Raw genomic sequence first — 22,785 nt, 5'->3', positions numbered from 1 at the left:
GTTCGGACCGTCCCATTCGGCATCAGTCGTCGTATCGCGGCAGTGCGAGACGGCGACACGTAACTCGAGGCGAGAGGCCTTCGACGTGGCAGCACCGCAGAACTACCTCGCAGTCATCAAAGTCATCGGTGTCGGCGGCGGTGGTGTCAATGCCATCAACCGGATGATCGAGGTCGGTCTCAAGGGCGTCGAGTTCATCGCCATCAACACCGACGCGCAAGCCCTGTTGATGAGCGACGCCGACGTCAAGCTCGACGTCGGCCGGGAACTCACCCGCGGACTCGGCGCCGGAGCCAACCCGGCCGTCGGCCGCAAGGCCGCCGAGGACCACCGCGAGGAGATCGAGGAGGTCCTCAAGGGGGCCGACATGGTCTTCGTGACGGCCGGTGAGGGCGGCGGCACCGGCACGGGCGGCGCGCCCGTGGTCGCCAACATCGCGCGCTCGCTGGGCGCCCTGACGATCGGTGTGGTCACCCGGCCGTTCACCTTCGAGGGCCGCCGCCGCGCGAACCAGGCGGAGGACGGCATCGCCGAGCTCCGCGAAGAGGTCGACACCCTCATCGTCATCCCCAACGACCGGCTCCTGTCCATCTCGGACCGCCAGGTCAGCGTGCTCGACGCCTTCAAGTCGGCCGACCAGGTGCTCCTCTCCGGTGTGCAGGGCATCACCGACCTCATCACCACGCCCGGCCTGATCAACCTCGACTTCGCCGACGTCAAGTCGGTCATGTCCGAGGCGGGTTCGGCGCTCATGGGCATCGGCTCGGCCCGCGGCGACGACCGCGCGGTGGCCGCCGCCGAGATGGCGATCTCCTCGCCGCTCCTTGAGGCGTCCATCGACGGCGCCCGGGGCGTCCTGCTCTCCATCTCCGGCGGCTCCGACCTCGGCCTCTTCGAGATCAACGAAGCGGCCCAACTGGTCAGCGAGGCCGCGCACCCCGAGGCCAACATCATCTTCGGCGCGGTCATCGACGACGCGCTCGGCGACGAGGTCCGGGTCACCGTCATCGCGGCCGGCTTCGACGGCGGCCAGCCCCCGTCCAAGCGGGACAACGTCCTCGGCTCGGCGTCAGCCAAGCGCGAGGAGCCGACGCCCCCGTCCCGGCCGAACGAAACGTCCCGTCCGGCCCCGGCGTTCGGCGGTCTCGGCAGCGTCACCCCGCGCGACGACGCCCCCGCGCCCGAGCAGCCCGAGCCGGTCCAGGCGAGCGAGCCCCCGGCCACGCCGGCGACCGCTCCGCAGGTCCCGCCGACCCGTCTGCACCAGGACAGCCAGGCCGAAGAGCTGGACGTGCCGGACTTCCTGAAGTGATAGACAAGCGCTCCGAAACGAGCACCGTGAGCGGCGCCCACTTCGCCTTCACCGACCGGTGGGGCGGGGTGAGCGCCGTTCCGTACGAGGAGCTCAACCTCGGCGGAGCGGTCGGCGACGACCCCGAAGCCGTACGCCACAACCGCGGGGCCGTCGCCGAGCACCTCGGCATCGACCCCGCGCAGGTGGTCTGGATGAACCAGGTGCACGGCCGGGACGTCGCCGTGGTCGACGGCCCCTGGGCGGACCGCGAGGAGATCCCGGCGGTCGACGCCGTCGTCACCGCCCGGCGCGGTGTCGCCCTCGCCGTCCTCACCGCCGACTGCACCCCGGTGCTGCTCGCCGACCCGGTCGCGGGAGTCGCCGCGGCCGCGCACGCGGGCCGGCCCGGAATGATCGCCGGGGTGGTGCCCGCGGCCGTCGAGGCCATGGTCGCCCTCGGCGCCCGCCCGGACCGGATCGTGGCCCGCACCGGGCCCGCCGTCTGCGGCCGTTGTTACGAAGTACCCGCGGACATGCGCGCCGACGTCGCCGCCGTGGAACCCGCGGCGTACGCCGAGACGAGCTGGGGCACACCCGCGGTCGACGTGACCGCCGGAGTGCACGCGCAGCTCGACCGGCTCGGCGTGCGCGACCGGGAGCAGTCGCCGGTGTGCACGCGGGAGTCGGGCGATCACTTCTCGTACCGCCGCGACCGCACGACCGGTCGGCTGGCTGGCTATGTGTGGTTGGACTGATGGGGCATGACGGACCGTAAGGCGGAACTCGCCGGAAATCTGGCGAAAGTGGAAGAGCGCATCGAGGCGGCCTGCGCGGCGGCGGGCCGCAAGCGCGAGGAACTGACCCTGATCGTGGTCACCAAGACCTACCCCGCGAGCGATGTGCGGTTTCTCTCGGAACTCGGCGTGCGTCATGTCGCCGAGAACCGTGACCAGGACGCGGCGCCGAAGGCCGCGGCCTGCGCGGACCTCCCGCTCAGCTGGCACTTCGTGGGCCAGTTGCAGACCAACAAGGTGCGTTCCGTGGTCGGTTACGCGGACGTGGTGCAGTCGGTGGACCGGCCCAAGCTGGTCACGGCGCTGTCCGCGGCCGCCGTGCGCGCCGGGCGCGAGGTCGGCTGTCTGCTCCAGGTCGCCCTCGACGCGGCGGCCGACGGGCGGGGGGACCGCGGTGGCGTGGGCCCCGGCGGGATCGAGGAGTTGGCCGCGTCCGTGGCCGACGCCCCCGGACTGCGACTCGACGGTCTGATGACCGTCGCGCCGCTCACCGGGGAATACGCGGGACGGCAACAGGCGGCGTTCGAGCGGCTGATGGATTTGTCGACTGCCCTGCGCGTGGCCCATCCGGCTGCGAACATGGTGTCGGCAGGGATGAGTGCGGACCTCGAACAGGCCGTGGCGGCCGGGGCGACACATGTGCGCGTCGGTACGGCGGTACTCGGAGTCCGACGCGGGCTCGGGTAACGTCGCCAGGAAGTCGGACCACAGCAGAAAATATGGTCATTCCCGCAGTTCGGCGGGAGACCTCGTGGATCGCGGGCAGTTGATGACGACGGACCTCTCGATCCACCACAGAGCGGAGGACTCAGAGCATGGCCGGCGCGATGCGCAAGATGGCGGTCTACCTCGGCCTCGTGGAGGACGACGGTTACGACGGTCGGGGCTTCGACCCCGACGACGATTTCGAGCCCGAGCCGGAGCCCGAGCGCGACCGCCGACGGCACGAGCCGTCGCACCAGTCCCACCAGTCCCACCTCGCGGACCGGGACTTGGACCGGGACGAATCGGTACGAGTGGTGCAGCCGCCCGCGCCCCGCGAACCGGCGCCGCGCGCCGCTTCGCTTCCCGCTGAATCGGGACGTCCGGCGCGAATCGCCCCCGTGGCATCCATCACACCTGAACGCCAGAGCCTGGAGAAGAACGCACCGGTGATCATGCCCAAGGTCGTGTCCGAGCGTGAGCCCTACCGCATCACCACACTTCACCCCCGGACCTACAACGAAGCCCGTACCATCGGGGAACACTTCCGCGAAGGCACCCCGGTGATCATGAACTTGACGGAGATGGACGACACGGATGCGAAGCGACTTGTCGACTTTGCCGCCGGTCTGGTCTTCGGCCTGCATGGCAGTATCGAGCGAGTGACGCAGAAGGTGTTCCTGTTGTCGCCTGCTAACGTCGATGTCACGGCGGAGGACAAGGCCCGCATCGCAGAGGGCGGGTTCTTCAACCAGAGCTGAGACGCAAGTGCAGTAGACGGCAGTCATCGGATCGACACAGCACGGACTCGACTGAGGACAGGGGAGAGGGAAACACGAACATGGGCGTGGTCTTGCAAGTGATCTACATCGCTCTGATGTGTTTCCTCATCGTGCTGATCTTCCGGCTGGTCATGGACTACGTCTTCCAGTTCGCCCGCTCATGGCAACCCGGCAAGGCGATGGTGGTCGTTCTGGAGGCCACCTACACTGTCACCGATCCACCGCTCAAGCTTCTGCGGCGGTTCATTCCGCCGCTGCGTCTCGGGGGCGTGGCGCTCGACCTGTCCTTCTTCGTGCTGATGATCATCGTCTACATCCTGATCTCCGTCGTGAGCCGGCTGTGAGCGCGATGTCAACTACGTTCTTGCCGAATGCCGACGACTACGTTGAGGTGAAGAGATGCCGCTGACCCCCGAGGACGTGCGGAACAAGCAGTTCACGACCGTCCGCCTCCGAGAAGGCTATGACGAGGACGAGGTCGATGCCTTCCTCGATGAGGTCGAAGCCGAACTGACCCGCTTGCTCCGTGAGAACGAGGATCTGCGAGCCAAGCTGGCCGCCGCCACGCGCGCGGCCGCGCAGAACCAGCAGCAGGGCGGCATGCGCAAGGGCCCCGGCGGTCCCGGTGGCCCCGACGGGCCGCAGGACCAGCGAGGTCCGGGCGCCCCGGTGCCCGCCGCAATATCTGGCCCGCAGCCGGTGCCGCCGCAGCAGCAGCACCCGATGGGCGGCCCGCCCCAGCTTCCGGGCGGCGCTCCGCAGCTTCCCCCGGGCCCCGGCGGCCACGGTCCGCAGGGCGGTCCCCAGGGTCCCGGCCCGATGGGTCAGGGTCCCGGTCCGATGGGCCAGGGCCAGATGCAGGGTCAGATGGGTGGCCCCATGGGCGGCCCGATGGGCGGTCACGGCCCGCAGCTTCCGCAGCCCGGCCAGGGCCCCGGCGGCGACAGCGCCGCCCGTGTGCTCTCGCTCGCGCAGCAGACCGCCGACCAGGCGATCGCGGAGGCCCGTTCCGAGGCCAACAAGATCGTGGGCGAGGCCCGTTCGCGCGCCGAGGGCCTGGAGCGGGACGCCCGCGCCAAGGCCGACGCCCTGGAGCGGGACGCGCAGGAGAAGCACCGCGTCGCGATGGGCTCCCTGGAGTCCGCCCGCGCCACGCTGGAGCGCAAGGTCGAGGACCTGCGCGGCTTCGAGCGCGAGTACCGCACGCGGCTGAAGTCCTACCTGGAGTCGCAGCTGCGTCAGCTGGAGACCCAGGCCGACGACTCGCTGGCCCCGCCGCGGACCCCGGCGACCGCCTCCCTGCCGCCGTCCCCGGCGCCTTCCATGGCCTCGGCCGGCGCGGGTGCCCCGTCCTACGGCGGCAACCAGTCCATGGGCGGCAACCCGGCCCCGGGCGCCCCGTCCTACGGCGGGCAGCAGCAGATGTCGCCCGCGATGACGCAGCCGATGGCGCCGGTGCGGCCGCAGGGCCAGCAGCCGATGCAGCAGGCTCCGTCCCCGATGCGCGGTTTCCTCATCGACGAGGACGACAACTGACGGGCTTCACCACGCCGTAGGCGTCGGCAGTCGTACAGGGCGAGGCCCCCGGAGATCCGGGGGCCTCGCCCTTTTGCGTGCGCTGCCCCTGTTGTGCGTGCGCTGCCCCGTCAGGTCGCCCCAGGCGTCGGTTCAGAGGCAGGGCGTCGGTTCGGGGGCAGCAGAAACGTTCCGACGTTTGTACGCGGGCACGCAACGCCGAAGGCCCGGTCCCACCAAGATCTTTGGTGGGACCGGGCCTTCGGCGTGTGCGGTTACGCCTTGCGGAGGCGGAACGACAGGGACACCGCGTCGTCCTTGAACGTCTCTCCGTACGTGTCGTCCGCCTCGCCCTCGGCGAAGTCCGTGGCCAGGACCTCGTCCGCGATGAGGGCGGCGTGGTCGGTCAGGGCCGTGACGACGGCCGGGTCGGCGGACGTCCAGCGCAGGGCGATCCGGTCCGCGACGTCCAGGCCGCTGTTCTTGCGGGCCTCCTGGATCAGGCGGATCGCGTCCCGGGCCAGGCCCGCGCGGCGCAGCTCGTCCGTGAGCTCCAGGTCGAGGGCGACCGTGGCACCGGAGTCGGACGCCACCGACCAGCCCTCGCGCGGGGTCTCGGTGATGATGACCTCGTCCGGGGCGAGCGTCACGGTCTCGCCGTCGACCTCCACGGAGGCCGTGCCCTCGCGCAGGGCGAGGGACAGCGCGGCCGCGTCGGCCTCCGCGACGGCCTTGGCCACCGCCTGCACGCCCTTGCCGAACCGCTTGCCGAGGGCACGGAAGTTGGCCTTGGCGGTGGTGTCGACCAGGGAGCCGCCGACCTCCGACAGGGAGGCGAGGGACGTGACGTTCAGCTCTTCGGTGATCTGGGCGCGCAGCTCGGCGTCGAGGGTCTCGAAACCGGCGGCCGCGACCAGTGCGCGGGACAGCGGCTGACGGGTCTTGACACCCGACTCCGCGCGCGAGGCACGGCCCAGCTCGACGAGGCGGCGCACGAGCACCATCTGCTTCGACAGCTCCGGGTCGATCACCGACAGGTCGGCCTCCGGCCAGGACGCCAGGTGCACCGACTCCGGGGCGTCGGGCGTGACCGGCACGACCAGGTCCTGCCAGACGCGCTCCGCGATGAACGGCGTCAGCGGGGCGAGCAGCCGCGTGATCGTCTCGACGACCTCGTGCAGGGTGCGCAGCGCGGCCGCGTCGCCCTGCCAGAAGCGGCGCCGCGAACGGCGTACGTACCAGTTGGAGAGGTTGTCGACGAAGGTGGACAGGAGCTTTCCGGCGCGCTGGGTGTCGTAGGCGTCCAGGGCCTGCGTCACCTGGTCGGTGAGCGCGTGCAGCTCGCTGAGCAGCCAGCGGTCGAGCAGCGGGCGGTCGGCGGGCGCCGGGTCGGTGTCCGAGGGGGCCCACTTCGACGTACGGGCGTAGAGCGCCTGGAAGGCGACCGTGTTCCAGTACGTCAGGAGGGTCTTGCGGACGACCTCCTGGATGGTGCCGTGGCCCACGCGGCGGGCCGCCCACGGGGAGCCGCCGGCCGCCATGAACCAGCGGACCGCGTCGGCGCCGTGCCGGTCCATGAGCGGGATCGGGTCCAGGGTGTTGCCCAGGTGCTTGGACATCTTGCGGCCGTCCTCGGCGAGGATGTGGCCGAGGCAGACGACGTTCTCGTAACTCGACTTGTCGAAGACCAGGGTGCCGACGGCCATCAGCGTGTAGAACCAGCCGCGGGTCTGGTCGATGGCCTCCGAGATGAACTGCGCGGGGTAGCGGCTCTCGAAGAGTTCCTTGTTCTTGTGCGGGTAGCCCCACTGCGCGAACGGCATCGAACCCGAGTCGTACCAGGCGTCGATGACCTCGGGCACGCGCACCGCTTCGAGGGAGCAGCCCTCGTGGGTGCAGGTGAACGTGACGTCGTCGATGAACGGGCGGTGCGGGTCGAGGTCCGACTGGTCGGTGCCCGTGAGCTCGCTCAGCTCGGCGCGGGAGCCGACGCAGGTGAGGTGGTTCTCCTCGCAGCGCCAGATGGGCAGCGGGGTGCCCCAGTAGCGGTTGCGGGACAGCGCCCAGTCGACGTTGTTGGTCAGCCAGTCGCCGAAGCGGCCGTGCTTGACCGAGTCCGGGAACCAGTTGGTCCGCTCGTTCTCCTCGAGGAGGCGGTCCTTGATCTCCGTGGTGCGGATGTACCAGGACGGCTGCGCGTAGTAGAGGAGCGCGGTGTGGCAGCGCCAGCAGTGCGGGTAGCTGTGCTCGTACGCGATGTGGCGGAACAGCAGGCCGCGGTCGTCCAGGTCCTTGGTGAGGGTCTCGTCGGCCTTCTTGAAGAAGACACCGCCCACGAGCGGGACGTCCTCCTCGAAGGTGCCGTCCGGGCGGACGGGGTTCACGACCGGCAGGCCGTACGACCGGCAGACCTTGAGGTCGTCCTCACCGAAGGCGGGGGACTGGTGGACGAGGCCGGTGCCGTCCTCCGTGGTCACGTAGTCGGCGTTGACCACGTAGTGCGCCGGGGCCGGGAACTCCACCAGCTCGAAGGGGCGCTGGTACGTCCAGCGCTCCATCTCGGCGCCGGTGAACCGCTGGCCCGTGGTCTCCCAGCCCTCGCCGAGTGCCTTCTCAAGGAGGGGCTCGGCGACGACCAGCTTCTCCTCGCCGTCGGTCGCCACTACGTAGGTGACGTCCGGGTGCGCGGCGACCGCCGTGTTGGACACCAGCGTCCACGGGGTGGTCGTCCACACCAGGAGGGCGGCATCGCCCGCGAGGGGGCCGCCGGTCAGCGGGAAGCGGACGTAGACGGACGGGTCGACGACCGTCTCGTAGCCCTGCGCCAGCTCGTGGTCGGACAGGCCCGTGCCGCAGCGGGGGCACCAGGGGGCGACGCGGTGGTCCTGGACGAGGAGGCCCTTGTCGAAGATCTCCTTGAGGGACCACCAGACGGATTCGATGTACTCCGGGTTCATCGTCCGGTAGGCGCCGTCGAGGTCCGTCCAGTACCCCATGCGGGTCGTCAGGTCGGCGAAGGCGTCCGTGTGGCGGGTCACCGACTCGCGGCACTTGGCGTTGAACTCGGCGATGCCGTACGCCTCGATGTCCTTCTTGCCGTTGAAGCCGAGTTCCTTCTCGACCGCGAGCTCCACGGGCAGGCCGTGGCAGTCCCAGCCGGCCTTGCGGGCGACGTGGTAGCCGCGCATGGTGCGGAAGCGCGGGAAGACGTCCTTGAAGACGCGGGCCTCGATGTGGTGCGCGCCGGGCATGCCGTTGGCCGTGGGCGGGCCCTCGTAGAACACCCACTCGGGGCGGCCCTCGGACTGCTCCAGGCTCTTGGCGAAGATCTTCTGCTGCTCCCAGAAGTCGAGCACGGCGTGCTCAAGGGCGGGCAGGTCGACCTGGGCGGGCACCTGGCGGTACTGCGGCGGCGTCATTCGCTTTTCCTCCGGCGGACGTTCTTCCCTTCCGTCGGAGGGACGAGAGGCGCATCGCTGCGCTCCCGCGGTACCACCCTCCTTGGCCCTCCGGCGCTGGCGCCACAGGGCCCCCTCATTGGGGTCGCGATGCCGGGTCTACTCGCCGGGCCCGTCCCTCAAGGGGGCCGGCCTGCGGCTTTCCTCCGGCGGCTCCGGGGTGATCTTCACGTCGCGCTCGCCCCCGGGCTCACACCGTCCCCGGGTCGCTCCTGGCTGCGTACGCCGCTACTCGTCCCCATCCACGCTTCTCGCTCCGGCCAGTGTACGGCGCCGGGGCGGGCGCGGCCGACCGGATTTCCGGGGGCGCGCGGGGAGGGCGGTGGGCGGCCCCCGCGGAGGCTCCGGTGGATCACGCGTGCTGGGGGATGTCGTCCTTGAGGGAGTCGCGGATCATCTTCCGCAGCTCGGGGCCGTCCGTGTGGCCGTGGACCGACACGGCGTGCTCACTGGCGGCGCGGACCACCTCTTCCTCTTCGCCGGAGATGGCGAGGGTGCAGTGGGTCTCGCTCGGGAATTCGCGGCAGTCGGTGATTTTGCGCATGGCGCACCTTCTTCAGTCGTCATCAAGTCTATGCCCGTACGGGAGCCCCGGGGAGGTGCCCGCGGGGTGCGCGGCCGCTGGGGGGGCGGGACCACGGGACTGCCCCGAATGGCGATACGCGGAGCGTCCGGATCCTGACCTCGGGCGTCCGGCGGATTACCCGCCGGAGAGCTGGGCACAACGCAGGCAGGCTCACCGCGAGACCCCCGGAGGCGGGCGAATCGGGCGGCGTGCCCCGTTGCCGCGGGCCTGGAGTCGATTTATCGTCCCAGCACGATTCGCGTGCAAGATCACAATATGTGAAGGGGCCGCGGCCATGGTGGCGAAGAAGACCGCCGTACAGCAGTCGGCGTCCAGCAGATCCACAGCCGCGGGGGCCGGGGCGGCGGGGGAAGCGGGCGGCAAGGCGGCCCGCGCCGTCAAGACCGTGCGTGCGGGTGCGGCGGCGCCGAAGAAGACCACGACCAAGGCGGCCGCGAAGGCTCCCGCCAAGGGGGCGGCGAAGAAGGCGTCCGCCGCTGCCCCGGCGAAGCAAGCCGCCGCCAAGAAGGCAGCCGCCAAGGAGACAGCCGCCAAGAAGGCCGGTGACAAGGAGGCGGCGGGGACCTCCAGGAACGCGGCCGCCAAGAAGACCGTTGCCAAGAAGACGACTCCGAAGAAGACGGCGTCGAAGAAGGCGTCGGCCACGAAGGCGTCGGCGGCGAAGGCCGCGTCCGAGCAGGCCGCCGCCGAGAACTCCGCCGCCCAGACGGAGGCGGACGGCGGGTCGGGTGCGTCCAAGAAGGCGACGGGCGCCACGAAGGGTTCGGGAGCCAGGAAACGTACGGCCAAGAAGTCGGCCGCGTCCGCGGCCGAGGGTGCGGCTCAGGCCGCGGAGACGACGGGAGCCACGACGGTGGTTGCGAAGAAGACTCCGGGCACGGCGACGGCGGCGGCGAAGTCGGGCGCGGTGCCCAAGGCGCGGGCCGCGGCGGTGACGCCCGGCGAGCTGGCGGTGCGCCCGGGCGAGGACCCGTGGACCCCGGCGGAGGTCGCCGAGGCGCGGACCGAGCTGATGTCCGAGACCATGCGGCTGCGGTCCGAGATCGAGTCGTCCGAGACCGCGCTCGCCGGACTGATGCGGGACTCCGGGGACGGCGCGGGCGACGACCAGGCCGACACCGGCACGAAGAACATCACGCGGGAGCACGAGATGGCGCTCGCCGCGAACGCCCGGGAGATGCTGGAGCAGACCGAGCGCGCCCTGGAACGCCTGGACGCGGGGACGTACGGCCTCTGCGAGAACTGCGGCAACCCCATCGGCAAGGCCCGCATGCAGGCGTTCCCGCGGGCCACCCTGTGCGTGGAGTGCAAGCAGAAGCAGGAACGGCGCTACTGAGCGTGGCCTGGGCGCCTCGGCCCGTACCCCGGTGTCGTACCCTCGTCCCCAGTCAGGCACCTAGGTTGAGGGACTCACGTGGCAGAGGCGGAGCGCATCATCGGTACGCCGGACATCCCTGAGGCGGAGGGGGCCGGACCGGAGCAGTCCGATTCCGGCTCCAAGGACGGCTCCAAGGACGGGCAGCGCTCCGAGAGCGAGCCGAAGCCGGAGTCGCAGACGACGGCGGACGCCGAGCCCGAGGCGGACGCCGACGCCGAGCCGAAGCCCAAGGGGCGGCGCAAGATCGCCGTGCTGTTCGGGGTAGCCATGTTCGCGTACGCCCTGGACCTCGTCAGCAAGATGATCGTGGTCGCGAAGCTGGAGCACCACGAGCCCATCGACGTGGTCGGTGACCTGCTGCGTTTCAACGCGATCCGGAACGCGGGCGCCGCCTTCGGCATGGGCGAGGCGTACACCATCATCTTCACCGTGATCGCCGCGGCCGTGATCGTGGTGATCGCCCGCCTCGCGCGCAAGCTGTACAGCCTGCCCTGGGCCATCGCCCTCGGCCTGCTGCTCGGCGGCGCGCTCGGCAACCTCACCGACCGGATCTTCCGCTCGCCCGGCGTGTTCAAGGGCGCGGTGGTCGACTTCATCGCCCCGAAGGGCTTCGCGGTCTTCAACCTCGCCGACTCCGCGATCGTCTGCGGCGGCATCCTGATCGTGCTGCTCTCCTTCCGCGGGCTCGACCCGGACGGCACCGTCCACAAGGACTGAGCGGGCCCCCGCGCAGGGCGTTCGGTACGGCGGTGTCGTAGCCCTCCTGCATACTCGTGGGGTGAGCACGATTCCCGAGATCCGTACCCTGCCCGTACCCGACGGCCTGGAGGGCGAGCGCGTCGACGCCGCCATCTCGCGCATGTTCGGCTTCTCCCGCACGAAGGCCGCCGAGCTCGCCGCGGCGGGGAAGGTCGCGGTCGACGGCTCGGTGGTCGGCAAGTCCGAGCGGGTGCACGGCGGCGCCTGGCTGGAAGTGGAGATGCCGCAGGCTCCCGCTCCGGTGCAGATCGTCGCCGAGCCCGTCGAGGGCATGGAGATCGTGCACGACGACGAGGACATCGTCGTGATCGTCAAGCCCGTCGGCGTCGCCGCGCACCCGAGCCCCGGCTGGACCGGCACCACCGTGATCGGCGGCCTCGCCGCCGCCGGGTACCGCATCTCGACGTCCGGTGCCGCCGAGCGCCAGGGCATCGTGCACCGCCTGGACGTCGGCACGTCCGGCCTGATGGTCGTCGCCAAGTCGGAGCGGGCGTACACCTCGCTGAAGCGCCAGTTCAAGGAGCGCACGGTCGACAAGCGCTACCACGCCCTGGTGCAGGGCCACCCCGACCCGATGAGCGGCACCATCGACGCCCCCATCGGCCGCCACCCCAACCACGACTACAAGTGGGCGGTCACGGCCGAGGGCAAGCCCTCCGTCACGCACTACGACCTCATGGAGGCCTTCCGCGCGGCCTCCCTGCTCGACATCAAGCTGGAGACCGGCCGGACCCACCAGATCCGGGTGCACATGTCGGCGCACCGGCATCCCTGCGTGGGCGACCTGACCTACGGCGCCGACCCCACGCTCGCCAAGCGCCTCGGGCTCACCCGCCAGTGGCTGCACGCCGTGCGGCTCGGCTTCGAGCACCCCGGGGACGGACAGTGGGCCGAGTTCGCGAGCGACTACCCCGACGACCTGCAGCTGGCGCTCGACCGGGTGCGGGCGGAGAGCGAGTGAGCGGGCCGGTGGCCTGCCGGGTCGCGGTGGGGCAGGAGGACCTGGACGCGTGCTTCGGCGTGCGCAAGGAGGTCTTCGTCGCCGAGCAGGGGGTGCCGGAGGACCTTGAGTACGACGAGTACGACGGCGGGGCCGTGCACGTGCTCGCCGTGCGGGCCGAGGACGGGGCGCCGCTCGGCACGGGGCGGCTGCTCACGGGCGCGGCGGCCGCCGTCAAGAACGGCGGGGACGCCACCGTGGGGGCCCTGGGCAGGCTGGCCGTGCTGCGCTCCGCGCGCGGGCTCGGCGTCGGCGCGGAGCTGGTGCGGGCCATCGAGGACGCCGCCCGTGAGCGCGGGCTCGGCGCTGTCGACCTGCACGCGCAGACGCATGCGCTCGGGTTCTACGAGCGGCTCGGGTATGTGGCGTATGGGCCGGAGTTTCCGGACGCTGGGATTCCGCATCGAGCCATGCGTAAGGCGCTGCGCTAGCGTTTCGCGGGGTACGCCGTGTGGGAGTCCGGCTGAGGGCTCCTCGTGGCTGGTCGCGCAGTTCCCCGCGCCCCTTGGGGGTGCTCCGGTACCGCCGCACGTCGGCGCGACCGGCGCCCCTTCGGGGCGTGACCGCACCGCGTCGCATGGGTGATTTGCGGCGATTGTTGTGCTCCGTGGCAAGGTTGAGGTCCTGATCATGTCGGCCTCACCCCTCGGAGGGCATCCCGTGGATCAACTGGCGTTGCTGCTCCTGCTGTTGCTGGGGGCCCTGGTCACCGTGCCGTTGGGGGACCGGATCGGGCTGCCCGCGCCGGTGCTCATGACGCTGTTCGGGGGCGTCCTCGCGTTCCTCTCGTTCGTGCCGAACGTCGAGATCGCGCCTGAGCTGATCCTCCCGCTGGTCCTGCCGCCGCTGCTCTACGCGTCCGTGCAGCGCACGTCCTGGCGGCAGTTCGCGGCCAACATCCGGCCCATCCTGCTGCTCGCCGTGGCGCTCGTGTTCGTGACCACGGCGGCCGTCGCAGCCGTGGCCAACGCCGTCGTACCGGGGCTGCCGCTCGCCGCGGCCGTCGCGCTCGGCGCGCTCGTCGCCCCGCCGGACCCGGTGGCCGCGACCGCCGTCGCCGGTTCGCTCGGCCTGCCGCGCCGCCTGGTGTCGATCCTGGAGGGCGAGGGGCTCTTCAACGACGTCACCGCGATCGTGCTGTACCACGTGGCCATCGCCGCCGCCGTCAGCGGCACCTTCTCCTGGCCCTCGGCCGTCGGCCAGCTCGTGCTCTCCGCCGTCGTCGCCGTCGCCGTCGGCCTCGCGCTCGGCTGGCTCTCCAACAAGCTCATGGGCCTGCTTGGCGACGCGACCCTGCAGACCGGCCTGACGCTGCTGGTGCCGTTCGTCGCCTACGTACTCGCCGAGGAACTCCTCGGCTCCGGCGTCCTCGCGGTCCTGACCACGGCCCTCTACCTCGCCGAGAACGCCACCGACGCCGACGACGTGCTCGGCCGGATCACCGGGCAGTCCTTCTGGGAGATCGTCGACACCCTCGTCACCGGCGTCGCGTTCGGGCTCATCGGCCTCGAACTGCACAACGTCTTCGGTACGGCCGACGGGCGCGAGTGGGAGATGGTCGGCTGGGGCGCCGCCATCGTGGCGGTCGTCGTCGGCGTACGGCTGATGTGGCTGCTGCCCGCCACCTGGCTGGCCAAGCGGCTGCACAAGCGCCGTGACTACGACGAGGAGATCCCGACCAGCTGGCGCGAGACCGTCGTCATGTGGTGGTCCGGCATGCGCGGCGTCGCGTCGGTCGCGCTGGCCCTCGCCATTCCGCTCAAGACGGACGACGGGGCTCCGTTCCCCGCCCGTGAAGAGATCATCTTCATCGCCTTCTGCGTGATCATCGCGACCCTGATCGCCCAGGGCCTGACCCTGCCGTGGCTGGTCAGGAAGCTCGGCGTACGCGCCGACACCGATGCCGAGCGGGCCCTGGAGCGCGAGCTCGCCGTGCGCGCCGCGAAGGCCGCCAAGGCGCGCCTGAAGGAGATCGAGGAGGTCGAGGAGCTGCCCGAGGAGGTCGCCGAGCGGCTGCTGCGCGGCGCCTTCGACATCGGCGCCCGGATCAGCCCCGACATCCTGGACGACGAGCGGCGCGAGCGGTACGCCACCCGCGTCGACCGGTTCAAGGCCGTCCAGCGCATCCAGCGCGAGATGATGTCGGCCGCCCGCCACGAGGTCCTCGCCGCGCGCAGCGAACCCGGCTACGACCCGGAGATCGTGGACCGGGTGCTGCACCACCTGGACGTACGCAGCCTGCGCTGACGCACGGGCCCTGGCGCCGCGAAGGCCCCGGGGGCAGCCCTCAGCCCCGCCCCCGCCGATGCCTCAGCCCCGCCCCGTCCGCGGCACGTGCGGAGTCACCGGATGCGGATGGTCGCCGTTCGGCGGCTCCACCGCCCAGGCCGTGTTGACCCGGGGCAGCGCGTACGGATGGTGCTCGGTCAGCCAGGCCACGAGCTGCTCGCGGACCGTGACGCGCACCGTCCAGATGTCGTCGGCGTCCTTGGCCGTGACCAGGGCCCGCACCTGCACGGTGTTCGGCGTCGTGTCCGTGACCGCGAGACCCCAGTCGCGGCCGTCCCAGGCGCCGCACTCGCGCAGGATCTCGTGCAGCTTCTCGCGCATCGCCGCCATCGGGGCGCTGTGGTCGAGCTGCAGGAAGACGGTGCCGGTCATCTGGGCGCCGCCGCGGGACCAGTTCTCGAACGGCTTCGACGTGAAGTACGACACCGGCATAGTGATCCGGCGCTCGTCCCAGGTCCGCACCGTCAGGAACGTCAGCGTGATCTCGTCGACGACACCCCACTCGCCGTCCACCACCACCGTGTCCCCTATCCGCACCATGTCGCCGAAGGCGATCTGCAGCCCCGCGAAGAGGTTGGCGAGCGTGGACTGCGCGGCCACGCCCGCGACGATGCCGAGGATGCCCGCCGACGCGAGCAGCGAGGCCCCGGCCGCCTGCATGGCGGGGAACGTGAGCAGCATCGCGGCGACGGCCACCACGCCGACGACCGCCGCGACCACGCGCTGGATCAGCGTGACCTGCGTGCGCACCCGCCGGACCCGCGCCGGGTCGCGGTGCGCGGAGGCGTAGCGCGCGTACGAGGACTCCACCACGGCCGCCGAGATGCGCACCGCGAGCCAGGCCACCGAGGCGATGAGGACCAGCGTGAGCGCTCTGCCGATGGCCACCGAATGCCCCTCGGCGATCTTCGCCTGGGCGTAGGACCCGCGCAGCATCGCCGCGCACAGCACCAGTTGCAACGGCAGTCGGCAGCGGCGCAGCAGCTCCCACAGCGGCTGTTCGGGCCGTCGGTCGGCGGCTCGGCGCAACGCCCAGTCGGCCACCCAGCCGACCGCGAGCGTGAGCACGACCGAGCCGCCGACCACGATCAATGGACGCAGCACGTTCTCCATGCCTCCGAGGGTAGGTGGCACGATGGCCCCATGAACATCATGCTTTTCCATTCGACGTACGGGCTGCGGCCCGCGGTGCGGGCGGCGGCCGACCGGCTGCGCGCGGCCGGGCACGAGGTGTGGACCCCGGACCTCTTCGACGGCCGCACCTTCGAGAGCGTCGAGGAAGGGCTGGCCTTCAAGGACGAGCTCGGCAACGACGAGCTGCTCAAGCGCGCGGTCCTGGCCGCCGCGCCCTACTCCGACCGGGGCCTCGTCTACGCGGGCTTCTCGCTCGGCGCCGCCACCGCGCAGACCCTCGCCCTCGGCGACGCCAAGGCGCGTGGCCTGCTGCTCCTGCACGGCACGTCGGACATCGCGGAGAACGCGTCCGTGGACGAGCTCCCCGTGCAGCTGCACGTCGCCGAGCCCGACGCGTTCGAGACGGACGACTGGCTCAGCGCCTGGTACCTCCAGATGGGCCGCGCGGGCGCCGACGTGGAGGTCTACCGGTACGCGGGCGCCGGGCACCTGTACACCGACCCGGACCTGGACGACTACGACGCCGAGGCGGCGGAGGCGACGTGGCGCACGGCGCTGGGGTTCCTGGAGAGCCTGTAGTCCCGCCTCAGCTCCGCACGCAGCGGCCCACCGGCCTGCTCGCGGGCGGCTTGCACTGCAGGCCGAGGTCCGTGGCCTCGTCGCTGAGATAGCGCCCCACGCAGGTGGTGTCCGAGGTGCGGCCGTGCTCCGCGCAGAACCGCAGCGCCGCCTGGCCGTTCGGGAACGGGCCCGGCGCGTAGAACACCCAGTACCCCGGGCGCAGCGAGGCATAGTCGTCGCTGCGCAGGTACTGGGCCTGTGGGACGGTCCTGCGGACGGCGGCGAGTTTGCGGTCGCGGGTCGCGGCGGACGACGAGCCCGGCTCGGAGTGCAGCTGGGCGATCCAGCGCCCCGCATCGGGCGGCGCGGACGACGTGGCGGGTGTGGCGGGCGTGGTCGGTGCGGTCGGCGCGGTCGGTGCCGAGGAGGCGGGGGACGCCGGGCCCTGGCTCGGCCCGGTGCTCGCCGCGTCGGTGGGCCGCCCGTCCGGTCCCGTCGTACGCGAACCCTCGGAGGCCGCCCCGCCGGTCCGGCCGCCGCCCTTGCCCGCCGTCGCCCCGCCGTTCCCGCCGCCTCCGCCGTCGCGCAGCGCGAACGCCAGGGCCACGCCCGCCACCAGCACGAGGGCCACCATCGCGGCGGCGAGCAGGGGCGTGCGGCGCCGGGCGGTGCCCTGGTGGTCGGCCCGGGGCGTGAGGCCGGGAGACGGGTCGGGCGCGGGCTGCGGACGGGTGTGGTCCGGGACGCCGGGTGGTGGCGCGGTGGGTGGCGCGGGCGGGTGCGGCGCGCTGTGCGTGGGCGGTGCGGACGGGCGGGGCGCCGTCTGGGTGGGCTGCCACGCGATCCCGTCGGCGACCGCCGAGAGCATCGCGTCCAGGCGCTCCACGTCGGGCCGCAGCGCCGGGTCCCGTACCAGCAGCGCCTCCAGGACCGGGGCGAGCGGGCCGGAGCGCACCGGCGGCGGCACCGGCTCGTCGAGCACCGCGGCCAGTGTGGCGAGGGTGGACGCACGGCGCAGCGGACTCACGCCCTCCACGGCCACGTACAGGACCAGACCCAGTGACCACAGGTCGGCGGCCGGGCCCTCGCCGGTGCCGCGGACTCGTTCCGGCGCGATGTACTCGGGCGAGCCGATCAGCTCGCCGGTGGCGGTGAGCTGCGTGGAGCCCTGGAGGGCGGCGATGCCGAAGTCGGTGAGGACGACGGGCGGCACCTCGTCGGGGCGGGCGGGGGAGGGCTCGCGGAGCAGGATGTTGGCGGGCTTGATGTCGCGGTGCAGGATGCCCGCCGCGTGGGCGGCCCGCAGCGCGGAGAGGACTTCCCGGCCCATGCGGGCCGCCTCCCGCGGCGGCAGGGTGCGCTCCTCCAGGAAGTCCTGGAGGGTGCGGCCCGAGAGCAGCTCCATCACCAGCCACGGGTGCGGCTCGACATCGACGATGTGGTGGATCGTCACGACATGCGGATGGTTGAGCCGGGCCAGGGCGCGGGCCTCGCGCAGCACCCGCTCCCGCAGCAGCCGCGAGGTGTCGTCGGCGGGCTCGGGGCCCGGCGGCCGGACCTCCTTCAGCGCCACCTCGCGGTGCAGCACGGTGTCGCGGGCCCGCCACACCGTGCCCATGCCTCCGCTGCCGAGCCGCCGCAGCAGCTCGAAGCGCCCGTCGAGTACGTCCCCCTGGCCGCTCATGGCCGACAGCGTAGGGGGTCGACGGGCGGCTGTCGGCCCACTTCACCGGGCTTGTCAGCGCACCGGCGAATGCACCCGCTCGACCTTCTGGGTGCCGGTGAGCGTGCGGTACGAACGCGCCCACGACGACGTCGCCCTGGGGTCCGAGCGGTCGGAGACGATGTAGTAGTCCATCTGCGAGCGCTCCGCGGTGACGTCCAGGACGCCGTACCCGTGGGAGTCCATGTCCAGCCACTTCACATGGCGGTTGGCGGCCTTGACCGCGGCGACGCCGACCAGGGACAGGGTCTGCGGCGGGACGTTCAGGAGGTCGTCGACGTTGTCGGACGTCACGGACGTGACGACGAACTCCGTGGCCGCGGACGGCGACGCCGGGTACGTGGCGGCGGTCACCGGCACGTCGTTGGCCCATGCCATGTGGATGTCACCGGTCAGGAAGACGGTGTTCCGGATGCCCTTGTCCCGCAGGTGTCCGATGAGTTCCTTGCGGTCGTGGGTGTAGCCGTCCCACTGGTCGGTGTTGACGGCGAGACCGCCCTCGGGCAGGCCGAGCAGCTTCGCGAGCGGCTTCAGGAGGTACGCGGGCAGTGAGCCGAACGCGACCGGCGAGATCATCACCGACGTGCCGACCAGCTTCCACGCGGCGTCCGACGCGGCCAGGCCCGCCTTCAGCCAGTCGAGTTGGGCGCGGCCCGCGATCGTGCGGTCCGGCGAGTCGACGTCGCCGCTGCCCACCCCCGCCTGCTTCGAGCGGAACGAGCGCAGGTCGAGCAGGTGCAGGTCGGCGAGCTTGCCGAAGCGCAGCCTGCGGTAGACGGTGCCCTCGGTGGCCGGGCGCACCGGCATCCACTCGAAGTAGGCCTGCTTGGCGGCGGCCACGCGCGCGGCCCAGGGGCCCTCGGTCTCCGGGCTGTGGTTCTCCGCGCCGCCCGACCAGGCGTCGTTGGCGACCTCGTGGTCGTCCCAGATCGCGATGACCGGGTGCGTGGCGTGCATGGCCTGCGCGTCGGCGTCGGTCTTGTGGGCGCCGTGCCGGGTCCGGTAGTCGGCGAGGGTGAGGATCTCGTGCTTCGGCTGGTGCTCGCGCACGACGTCGCCGGAGGAGGCGAAGCCGCCGGACGCGTACTCGTACAGGTAGTCGCCGAGGTGCAGGACCGCGTCGAGTTCGGTGCGGGCGGCGAGATGGCGGTACGCGGAGAAGTACCCGGCCTCCCAGTTGGAGCACGACACGACGCCGAAGCGGACGCCGGGCGCGGCGGCCTCGTGGGCGGGGGCGGTGCGGGTGCGGCCCACGGGGGAGTGCACCGGCGCATCGTTGCCTATGGAGAAGCGGTAGTAATAGGTGGTCGCCTGGCGCAGGCCCCTTACATCGGCCTTGACCGTGTGGTCGCCCGCGGCCTTCGCGGTGGTCGAGCCGTGGCCCACGACCTTGCTGAAGCCCTTGTCCTCGGCCACCTCCCAACGCACCTCGACGTCCGGGCCCTTGCCGGACCCGGGCACCGCCTCGGGCGTCGGGGTGATCCGCGTCCACAGCAGGACGCCGTCGGGCAGCGGGTCACCGGAGGCGACACCGTGCAGGAAGGCGGGGCCGTCGGCGGCGCGGGCCGAGGCGGCCGCCGCGAGCGGGGCCGCGAGGACGGCGGTGGCCGCCGCGGCCTTGACGACGGTGCGGCGGCGCGGCGTGAGGGCGGCGGACGGTGTGCCGGGACCCTCAGCGGGCGTAAGGAAGTTGTCTCTTCGACTGGTCACGAGGGGCAACCCTACGGACCGGTAACAGCGAAGAGCGGGCGACCACCGAAAGTTCGCCCGCTCTTCCGCAACACGCCTACTGCGCTTGCGTGATAACTCCTGGATCAGGCCTTCAGCTCGGCGTCGACGGCCTTGTTGAAGTCCTCGACCGACATCGGCGCGTTCTTGCCGTCGGCGCCCTTGAGCTGCTTGCCGTTCATGACGAACGCGGGGGTGCCCTCGACCCCGTCCTTGTCGTCCTGGAACGCCTGCCCCATGGCCAGGGCCCAGCGGTCGTACGTCCCGTCCTTGACCGCCTTCTTGAAGGCCGCGCTCTTCTTCAGCGCGGGCACCTCGTTGGCGACCTTCAGCAGGTAGGAGTCGTCCTTGAACTTGTCGTCCTGCTCGCTCGGGTGGTTGTCCGCCGAGTACAGCGCCTTCTTGTAGGCGAGGAACGCGTCCGGGGAGACGTTCAGGGCGGCGCCGAGCGCGCTCATCGCGTTGCGGGAGCCCTCGCCCGGGATGTTCCGGTCGAGGAAGGTGGCGCCGACGAACTGGACCTTGTACTTGCCGTCCTTGAGGTCCTTCTCGACCGTCGGGCCGACGGTCTGCTCGAAGCTCGCGCAGATCGGGCAGCGCGGGTCCTCGTAGACCTTCAGGGTCTTCTTGGCACTGGCCTTGCCGACGACGACGGTCGTGCCGTCCTTGCCCGAGGTGTTCGCGGGCTTGACGAGCTTCGCGTCCTTGGCGTCGTCCCAGTAGTCGGGCTTGTTGCTCTGCATGACGGCGTACGAGACGCCGCCCGCGAGGGCGAGGACGCCGACGATGGACGTGCCGACGATGATCGACCGCTTGCGCTTCTCGCGCTTGCGCTCGGCTTCCTGCTGGGCGCGGATCCGCTCGCGGGCGGCCTGCTTCGCGGCCTGGCTGTTGCGCTTGCTCATGGTGGTTCTCCGTGGGTGTGGCGTGGCTGGTCGGCTGTGCTCAGGCGAAGAGGGCCGAGCACGGCGGTCCACGCCGTCCCACGCAGTGCACGAGCAGCCGGGTGCGGACGACCGGCGTCCGGCGGGCGGGGCGCGGCAGCCGGCGCACCGGCTCGATCCGCCGGGTCACCGCGGCGACCGCGAGCAGCAGCGGCCGGAACGTCGCCGCGGCCGCGGCCCGGAGGAGCCCCGCCACGGCCCGCTCCATGCGCCCGAGCCAGGCCGCCGCGAGCAGCCCGACGCCGATGTGCGCGCCGAGCAGCAGCCAGGCCGTGGCCGGGCCGCCGTCGGCGAGCAGGGCGGCGGCGCCGTGGCTCTCGCCGCCCGCCATCCGCGCCAGTGGGGTGCCGACGCTGCCGCCGCCGCACAGCACGTCCACGCCGAAGGACCGCAGCGGGCCCGTGACGGGGCCGCCCGACTGGCCGTAGCAGACGTGCTGGCCCGAGGTGAAGACGGTGTCGGCGGCCAGCTCCAGCGGGATCAGCAGGGCGGCGATGCGGCTGAACCCGCGCTCGCGCCCGGCCAGGGCATACGCGATGACGTACACGCCGGCCGTGACGGCGAGGCAGGTCGTGAGCGGCAGCGGGGCCCGGGACAGCAGAATGTGCGACGCGGCGGACAGCATCACGACGAGTGCCGTGAACAGTGCCGCACGCACCACTCTGATCTGGGTCCCGGATATGTCCATCGCGCAAGCGAGTGTGCCATGAGCCGTCATAAGAGACCCCTAAAGGGTCCCTGTGAATGCCATGGCGGCCCGCTACAGCCCCGGGATCCGGCCGTTGCGGAACAGGTCCACGAAGATCTGGTGGTCCGCGCGGGCCCGTGCGCCGTAGCTGTGCGCGAAGTCCACCAGGAGGTCGCCGAAGCCGCCCTCGTCGGCCGCGATGGCGGCGTCGATGGCCCGCTCCGTGGAGAACGGCACCAGCTCCGAGTGGCCGCTCTCGTCGTCTGCGGCCGCGTGCATGGTCGCCGTGGCCCGACCCAGGTCGGCCACCACGGAGGAGATCTCGTCCAGGTCGTCGATGTCCGACCAGTCCAGGTCGACCGCGTACGGCGAGACCTCGGCGACGAGCTGGCCCGCGCCGTCCAGCTCGGTCCAGCCGAGCCAGGGGTCGGCGTGCGCCTGGAGGGCGCGCTGCGAGATGACCGTGCGGTGGCCCTCGTGCTGGAAGTAGCCGCGGACCGCGGCGTCCGTGATGTGCCGGGAGACGGCCGGGGTCTGGGCCTGCTTCAGGTAGATGACGACGTCGTTCTCCAGGGCGTCGCTGTTGCCCTCCAGGAGGATGTTGTACGACGGCAGTCCGGCCGAGCCGATGCCGATGCCGCGGCGGCCCACGACGTCCTTCACCCGATACGAGTCGGGGCGGGACAGGGAGGACTCGGGCAGCGTCTCCAGATAGCCGTCGAAGGCCGCGAGGACCTTGTACCGCGTCGCCGCGTCGAGCTCGATGGAGCCGCCGCCCGGCGCGAAGCGGCGCTCGAAGTCACGGATCTCCGTCATCGAGTCCAGGAGCTCGAAGCGGGTCAGGGAGCGGGCGGCGCGCAGGGCGTCCAGGAGGGGGCCCTGGGCCGTGTCGAGGGTGAAGGGCGGCACCTCGTCGCTCTTGGCGCCCGTCGCCAGGTCGTGGACGCGCTCGCGGTACGCCGCGGCGTACGTCCGCACCAGGGACGTGATCTGCTCGTCGCTCAGCGCCTTCGTGTACCCGATCAGGGCCAGGGAGGCCGCGAGGCGCTTCAGGTCCCAGGTGAAGGGGCCCACGTACGCCTCGTCGAAGTCGTTGACGTTGAAGATCAGGCGGCCCTGGGAGTCCATGTACGTGCCGAAGTTCTCGGCGTGCAGGTCGCCGTGGATCCAGACCCGGCCGGTGCGGTCGTCCACGTAGGGACCGGCGTGCTGGTCGCGGCCCAGGTCGTGGTAGAAGAGGCACGCCGTGCCGCGGTAGAACGCGAAGGCCGAGGCCGCCATCTTCCGGAACTTCACCCGGAACGCGGCGGGGTCGGCGGCGAGCAGCTCGCCGAACGCGGTGTCGAAGACGGCGAGGATCTCCTCGCCGCGCTGGTCGGCGGTGGGCTGCGGGACCGACATCGCGGGGTGCCTCCTGGTGCATCACATGGGGGACGGTCGTCCGCCCTCT

General features: G+C 71.7%; 20 protein-coding genes. 12 read left to right on the top strand and 8 right to left on the bottom strand.

Annotated features, from left to right (window positions below; genetic code table 11):
* The first annotated feature begins 85 nt into the window (after positions 1-85).
* The 6 genes from ftsZ (at position 86) to ACZ6AA_RS31650 (ending at position 5,108) form a co-directional block, all read left to right on the top strand.
* Positions 86-1,312: a cell division protein FtsZ gene (ftsZ, locus tag ACZ6AA_RS31675; protein WP_471461719.1), complete on the top strand. Its 1,227-nt coding sequence runs from the start codon at positions 86-88 to the stop codon at positions 1,310-1,312.
* Positions 1,313-1,338: 26 nt separating this feature from the next.
* Positions 1,339-2,049 carry a peptidoglycan editing factor PgeF gene (gene pgeF, locus ACZ6AA_RS31670; RefSeq protein WP_468449038.1) on the top strand — a complete coding sequence of 237 codons (711 nt, stop codon included), beginning with the start codon at positions 1,339-1,341 and terminating at the stop codon, positions 2,047-2,049.
* 6 nt (positions 2,050-2,055) lie between these two features.
* Positions 2,056-2,775: a YggS family pyridoxal phosphate-dependent enzyme gene (locus ACZ6AA_RS31665; RefSeq protein ID WP_471461716.1), complete on the top strand. Its 720-nt coding sequence runs from the start codon at positions 2,056-2,058 to the stop codon at positions 2,773-2,775.
* Between the two features lie 128 nt (positions 2,776-2,903).
* Positions 2,904-3,551: a cell division protein SepF gene (locus ACZ6AA_RS31660; protein ID WP_030361670.1), complete on the top strand. Its 648-nt coding sequence runs from the start codon at positions 2,904-2,906 to the stop codon at positions 3,549-3,551.
* Positions 3,552-3,631: 80 nt separating this feature from the next.
* Positions 3,632-3,916, top strand: coding sequence for a YggT family protein (locus tag ACZ6AA_RS31655; RefSeq protein WP_030361669.1), 285 nt, complete (start codon positions 3,632-3,634; stop codon positions 3,914-3,916).
* A 55-nt stretch (positions 3,917-3,971) separates the two neighbouring features.
* Complete coding sequence (locus ACZ6AA_RS31650) at positions 3,972-5,108, top strand: DivIVA domain-containing protein (protein WP_468449033.1); 1,137 nt, start codon at positions 3,972-3,974, stop codon at positions 5,106-5,108.
* A gap of 254 nt (positions 5,109-5,362) precedes the next feature.
* Here ACZ6AA_RS31650 and ileS read toward each other — a convergent pair whose 3' ends face one another.
* Positions 5,363-8,506 (bottom strand): isoleucine--tRNA ligase, encoded by a 3,144-nt coding sequence (gene ileS / locus ACZ6AA_RS31645; RefSeq protein ID WP_468481053.1) that lies wholly within the window; start codon positions 8,504-8,506, stop codon positions 5,363-5,365.
* A gap of 391 nt (positions 8,507-8,897) precedes the next feature.
* A complete protein-coding gene (locus ACZ6AA_RS31640; protein WP_468449029.1) occupies positions 8,898-9,089 on the bottom strand; it encodes a DUF1059 domain-containing protein in 192 nt (63 codons plus the stop codon).
* A 316-nt stretch (positions 9,090-9,405) separates the two neighbouring features.
* Between ACZ6AA_RS31640 and ACZ6AA_RS31635 the strand changes: the two genes are divergently transcribed.
* The 5 genes from ACZ6AA_RS31635 to ACZ6AA_RS31615 all read left to right on the top strand — a co-directional run bounded on the left by ACZ6AA_RS31635 (position 9,406) and on the right by ACZ6AA_RS31615 (position 14,515).
* Positions 9,406-10,467: a TraR/DksA family transcriptional regulator gene (locus ACZ6AA_RS31635; RefSeq protein ID WP_471461709.1), complete on the top strand. Its 1,062-nt coding sequence runs from the start codon at positions 9,406-9,408 to the stop codon at positions 10,465-10,467.
* A 78-nt stretch (positions 10,468-10,545) separates the two neighbouring features.
* Positions 10,546-11,226, top strand: coding sequence for a signal peptidase II (gene lspA, locus ACZ6AA_RS31630; RefSeq protein ID WP_468449025.1), 681 nt, complete (start codon positions 10,546-10,548; stop codon positions 11,224-11,226).
* 61 nt (positions 11,227-11,287) lie between these two features.
* Entirely contained in the window at positions 11,288-12,229 is a 942-nt protein-coding gene (locus ACZ6AA_RS31625; protein WP_468449023.1) for an RluA family pseudouridine synthase, read from the top strand.
* Positions 12,226-12,699, top strand: a complete 474-nt coding sequence (locus tag ACZ6AA_RS31620) for a GNAT family N-acetyltransferase (protein ID WP_468449021.1) — start codon at positions 12,226-12,228, stop codon at positions 12,697-12,699. The genes ACZ6AA_RS31625 and ACZ6AA_RS31620 overlap by 4 nt, the downstream gene beginning before the upstream one ends.
* Before the next feature lie 229 nt (positions 12,700-12,928).
* Positions 12,929-14,515 carry a Na+/H+ antiporter gene (locus tag ACZ6AA_RS31615; protein WP_468450114.1) on the top strand — a complete coding sequence of 529 codons (1,587 nt, stop codon included), beginning with the start codon at positions 12,929-12,931 and terminating at the stop codon, positions 14,513-14,515.
* A gap of 63 nt (positions 14,516-14,578) precedes the next feature.
* On the opposite strand, the gene ACZ6AA_RS31610 is transcribed toward ACZ6AA_RS31615, so the two are convergent.
* Positions 14,579-15,670 carry a mechanosensitive ion channel family protein gene (locus ACZ6AA_RS31610; protein ID WP_468449019.1) on the bottom strand — a complete coding sequence of 364 codons (1,092 nt, stop codon included), beginning with the start codon at positions 15,668-15,670 and terminating at the stop codon, positions 14,579-14,581.
* A 30-nt stretch (positions 15,671-15,700) separates the two neighbouring features.
* On the opposite strand from ACZ6AA_RS31610, the gene ACZ6AA_RS31605 reads away from it, so the two are divergent.
* Positions 15,701-16,270, top strand: coding sequence for a dienelactone hydrolase family protein (locus ACZ6AA_RS31605; protein WP_468449018.1), 570 nt, complete (start codon positions 15,701-15,703; stop codon positions 16,268-16,270).
* 7 nt (positions 16,271-16,277) lie between these two features.
* Here ACZ6AA_RS31605 and ACZ6AA_RS31600 read toward each other — a convergent pair whose 3' ends face one another.
* The 5 genes from ACZ6AA_RS31600 to ACZ6AA_RS31580 all read right to left on the bottom strand — a co-directional run bounded on the left by ACZ6AA_RS31600 (position 16,278) and on the right by ACZ6AA_RS31580 (position 22,736).
* On the bottom strand, positions 16,278-17,936 hold the full coding sequence (locus ACZ6AA_RS31600) for a serine/threonine-protein kinase (RefSeq protein ID WP_471461701.1): 1,659 nt from the start codon (positions 17,934-17,936) through the stop codon (positions 16,278-16,280).
* A gap of 54 nt (positions 17,937-17,990) precedes the next feature.
* Positions 17,991-19,685, bottom strand: a complete 1,695-nt coding sequence (locus tag ACZ6AA_RS31595; protein ID WP_471461698.1) for an alkaline phosphatase D family protein — start codon at positions 19,683-19,685, stop codon at positions 17,991-17,993.
* A gap of 104 nt (positions 19,686-19,789) precedes the next feature.
* Positions 19,790-20,608, bottom strand: coding sequence for a thioredoxin domain-containing protein (locus ACZ6AA_RS31590; protein ID WP_468449012.1), 819 nt, complete (start codon positions 20,606-20,608; stop codon positions 19,790-19,792).
* A gap of 40 nt (positions 20,609-20,648) precedes the next feature.
* The gene (locus tag ACZ6AA_RS31585; RefSeq protein ID WP_468449010.1) at positions 20,649-21,335 is read right to left on the bottom strand and encodes a hypothetical protein; all 687 of its coding nucleotides are present in this window, start codon (positions 21,333-21,335) and stop codon (positions 20,649-20,651) included.
* Positions 21,336-21,407: 72 nt separating this feature from the next.
* Positions 21,408-22,736, bottom strand: coding sequence for a DUF2252 domain-containing protein (locus ACZ6AA_RS31580; RefSeq protein WP_468449008.1), 1,329 nt, complete (start codon positions 22,734-22,736; stop codon positions 21,408-21,410).
* Positions 22,737-22,785: the final 49 nt, after the last annotated feature.

The organism is Streptomyces sp. NPDC040610 (genome assembly GCF_055594065.1).
The sequence above is the reverse complement of the archived record's forward strand: the minus strand, read 5'-3'. Positions and strand labels throughout refer to the sequence as shown.

Excerpts from the sequence above, each read along its gene's own strand:
- ACZ6AA_RS31665 (WP_471461716.1), top strand. The coding sequence starts at position 2,056 with ATGACGGACCGTAAGGCGGAACTCGCCGGAAATCTGGCGAAAGTGGAA.
- ACZ6AA_RS31660 (WP_030361670.1), top strand. The coding sequence starts at position 2,904 with ATGGCCGGCGCGATGCGCAAGATGGCGGTCTACCTCGGCCTCGTGGAG.
- ACZ6AA_RS31655 (WP_030361669.1), top strand. The coding sequence starts at position 3,632 with ATGGGCGTGGTCTTGCAAGTGATCTACATCGCTCTGATGTGTTTCCTC.
- ACZ6AA_RS31650 (WP_468449033.1), top strand. The coding sequence starts at position 3,972 with ATGCCGCTGACCCCCGAGGACGTGCGGAACAAGCAGTTCACGACCGTC.
- ileS (WP_468481053.1), bottom strand. The coding sequence starts at position 8,506 with ATGACGCCGCCGCAGTACCGCCAGGTGCCCGCCCAGGTCGACCTGCCC.
- ACZ6AA_RS31640 (WP_468449029.1), bottom strand. The coding sequence starts at position 9,089 with ATGCGCAAAATCACCGACTGCCGCGAATTCCCGAGCGAGACCCACTGC.
- ACZ6AA_RS31635 (WP_471461709.1), top strand. The coding sequence starts at position 9,406 with ATGGTGGCGAAGAAGACCGCCGTACAGCAGTCGGCGTCCAGCAGATCC.
- ACZ6AA_RS31610 (WP_468449019.1), bottom strand. The coding sequence starts at position 15,670 with ATGGAGAACGTGCTGCGTCCATTGATCGTGGTCGGCGGCTCGGTCGTG.
- ACZ6AA_RS31605 (WP_468449018.1), top strand. The coding sequence starts at position 15,701 with ATGAACATCATGCTTTTCCATTCGACGTACGGGCTGCGGCCCGCGGTG.
- ACZ6AA_RS31600 (WP_471461701.1), bottom strand. The coding sequence starts at position 17,936 with ATGAGCGGCCAGGGGGACGTACTCGACGGGCGCTTCGAGCTGCTGCGG.
- ACZ6AA_RS31590 (WP_468449012.1), bottom strand. The coding sequence starts at position 20,608 with ATGAGCAAGCGCAACAGCCAGGCCGCGAAGCAGGCCGCCCGCGAGCGG.
- ACZ6AA_RS31585 (WP_468449010.1), bottom strand. The coding sequence starts at position 21,335 with ATGGACATATCCGGGACCCAGATCAGAGTGGTGCGTGCGGCACTGTTC.
- ACZ6AA_RS31580 (WP_468449008.1), bottom strand. The coding sequence starts at position 22,736 with ATGTCGGTCCCGCAGCCCACCGCCGACCAGCGCGGCGAGGAGATCCTC.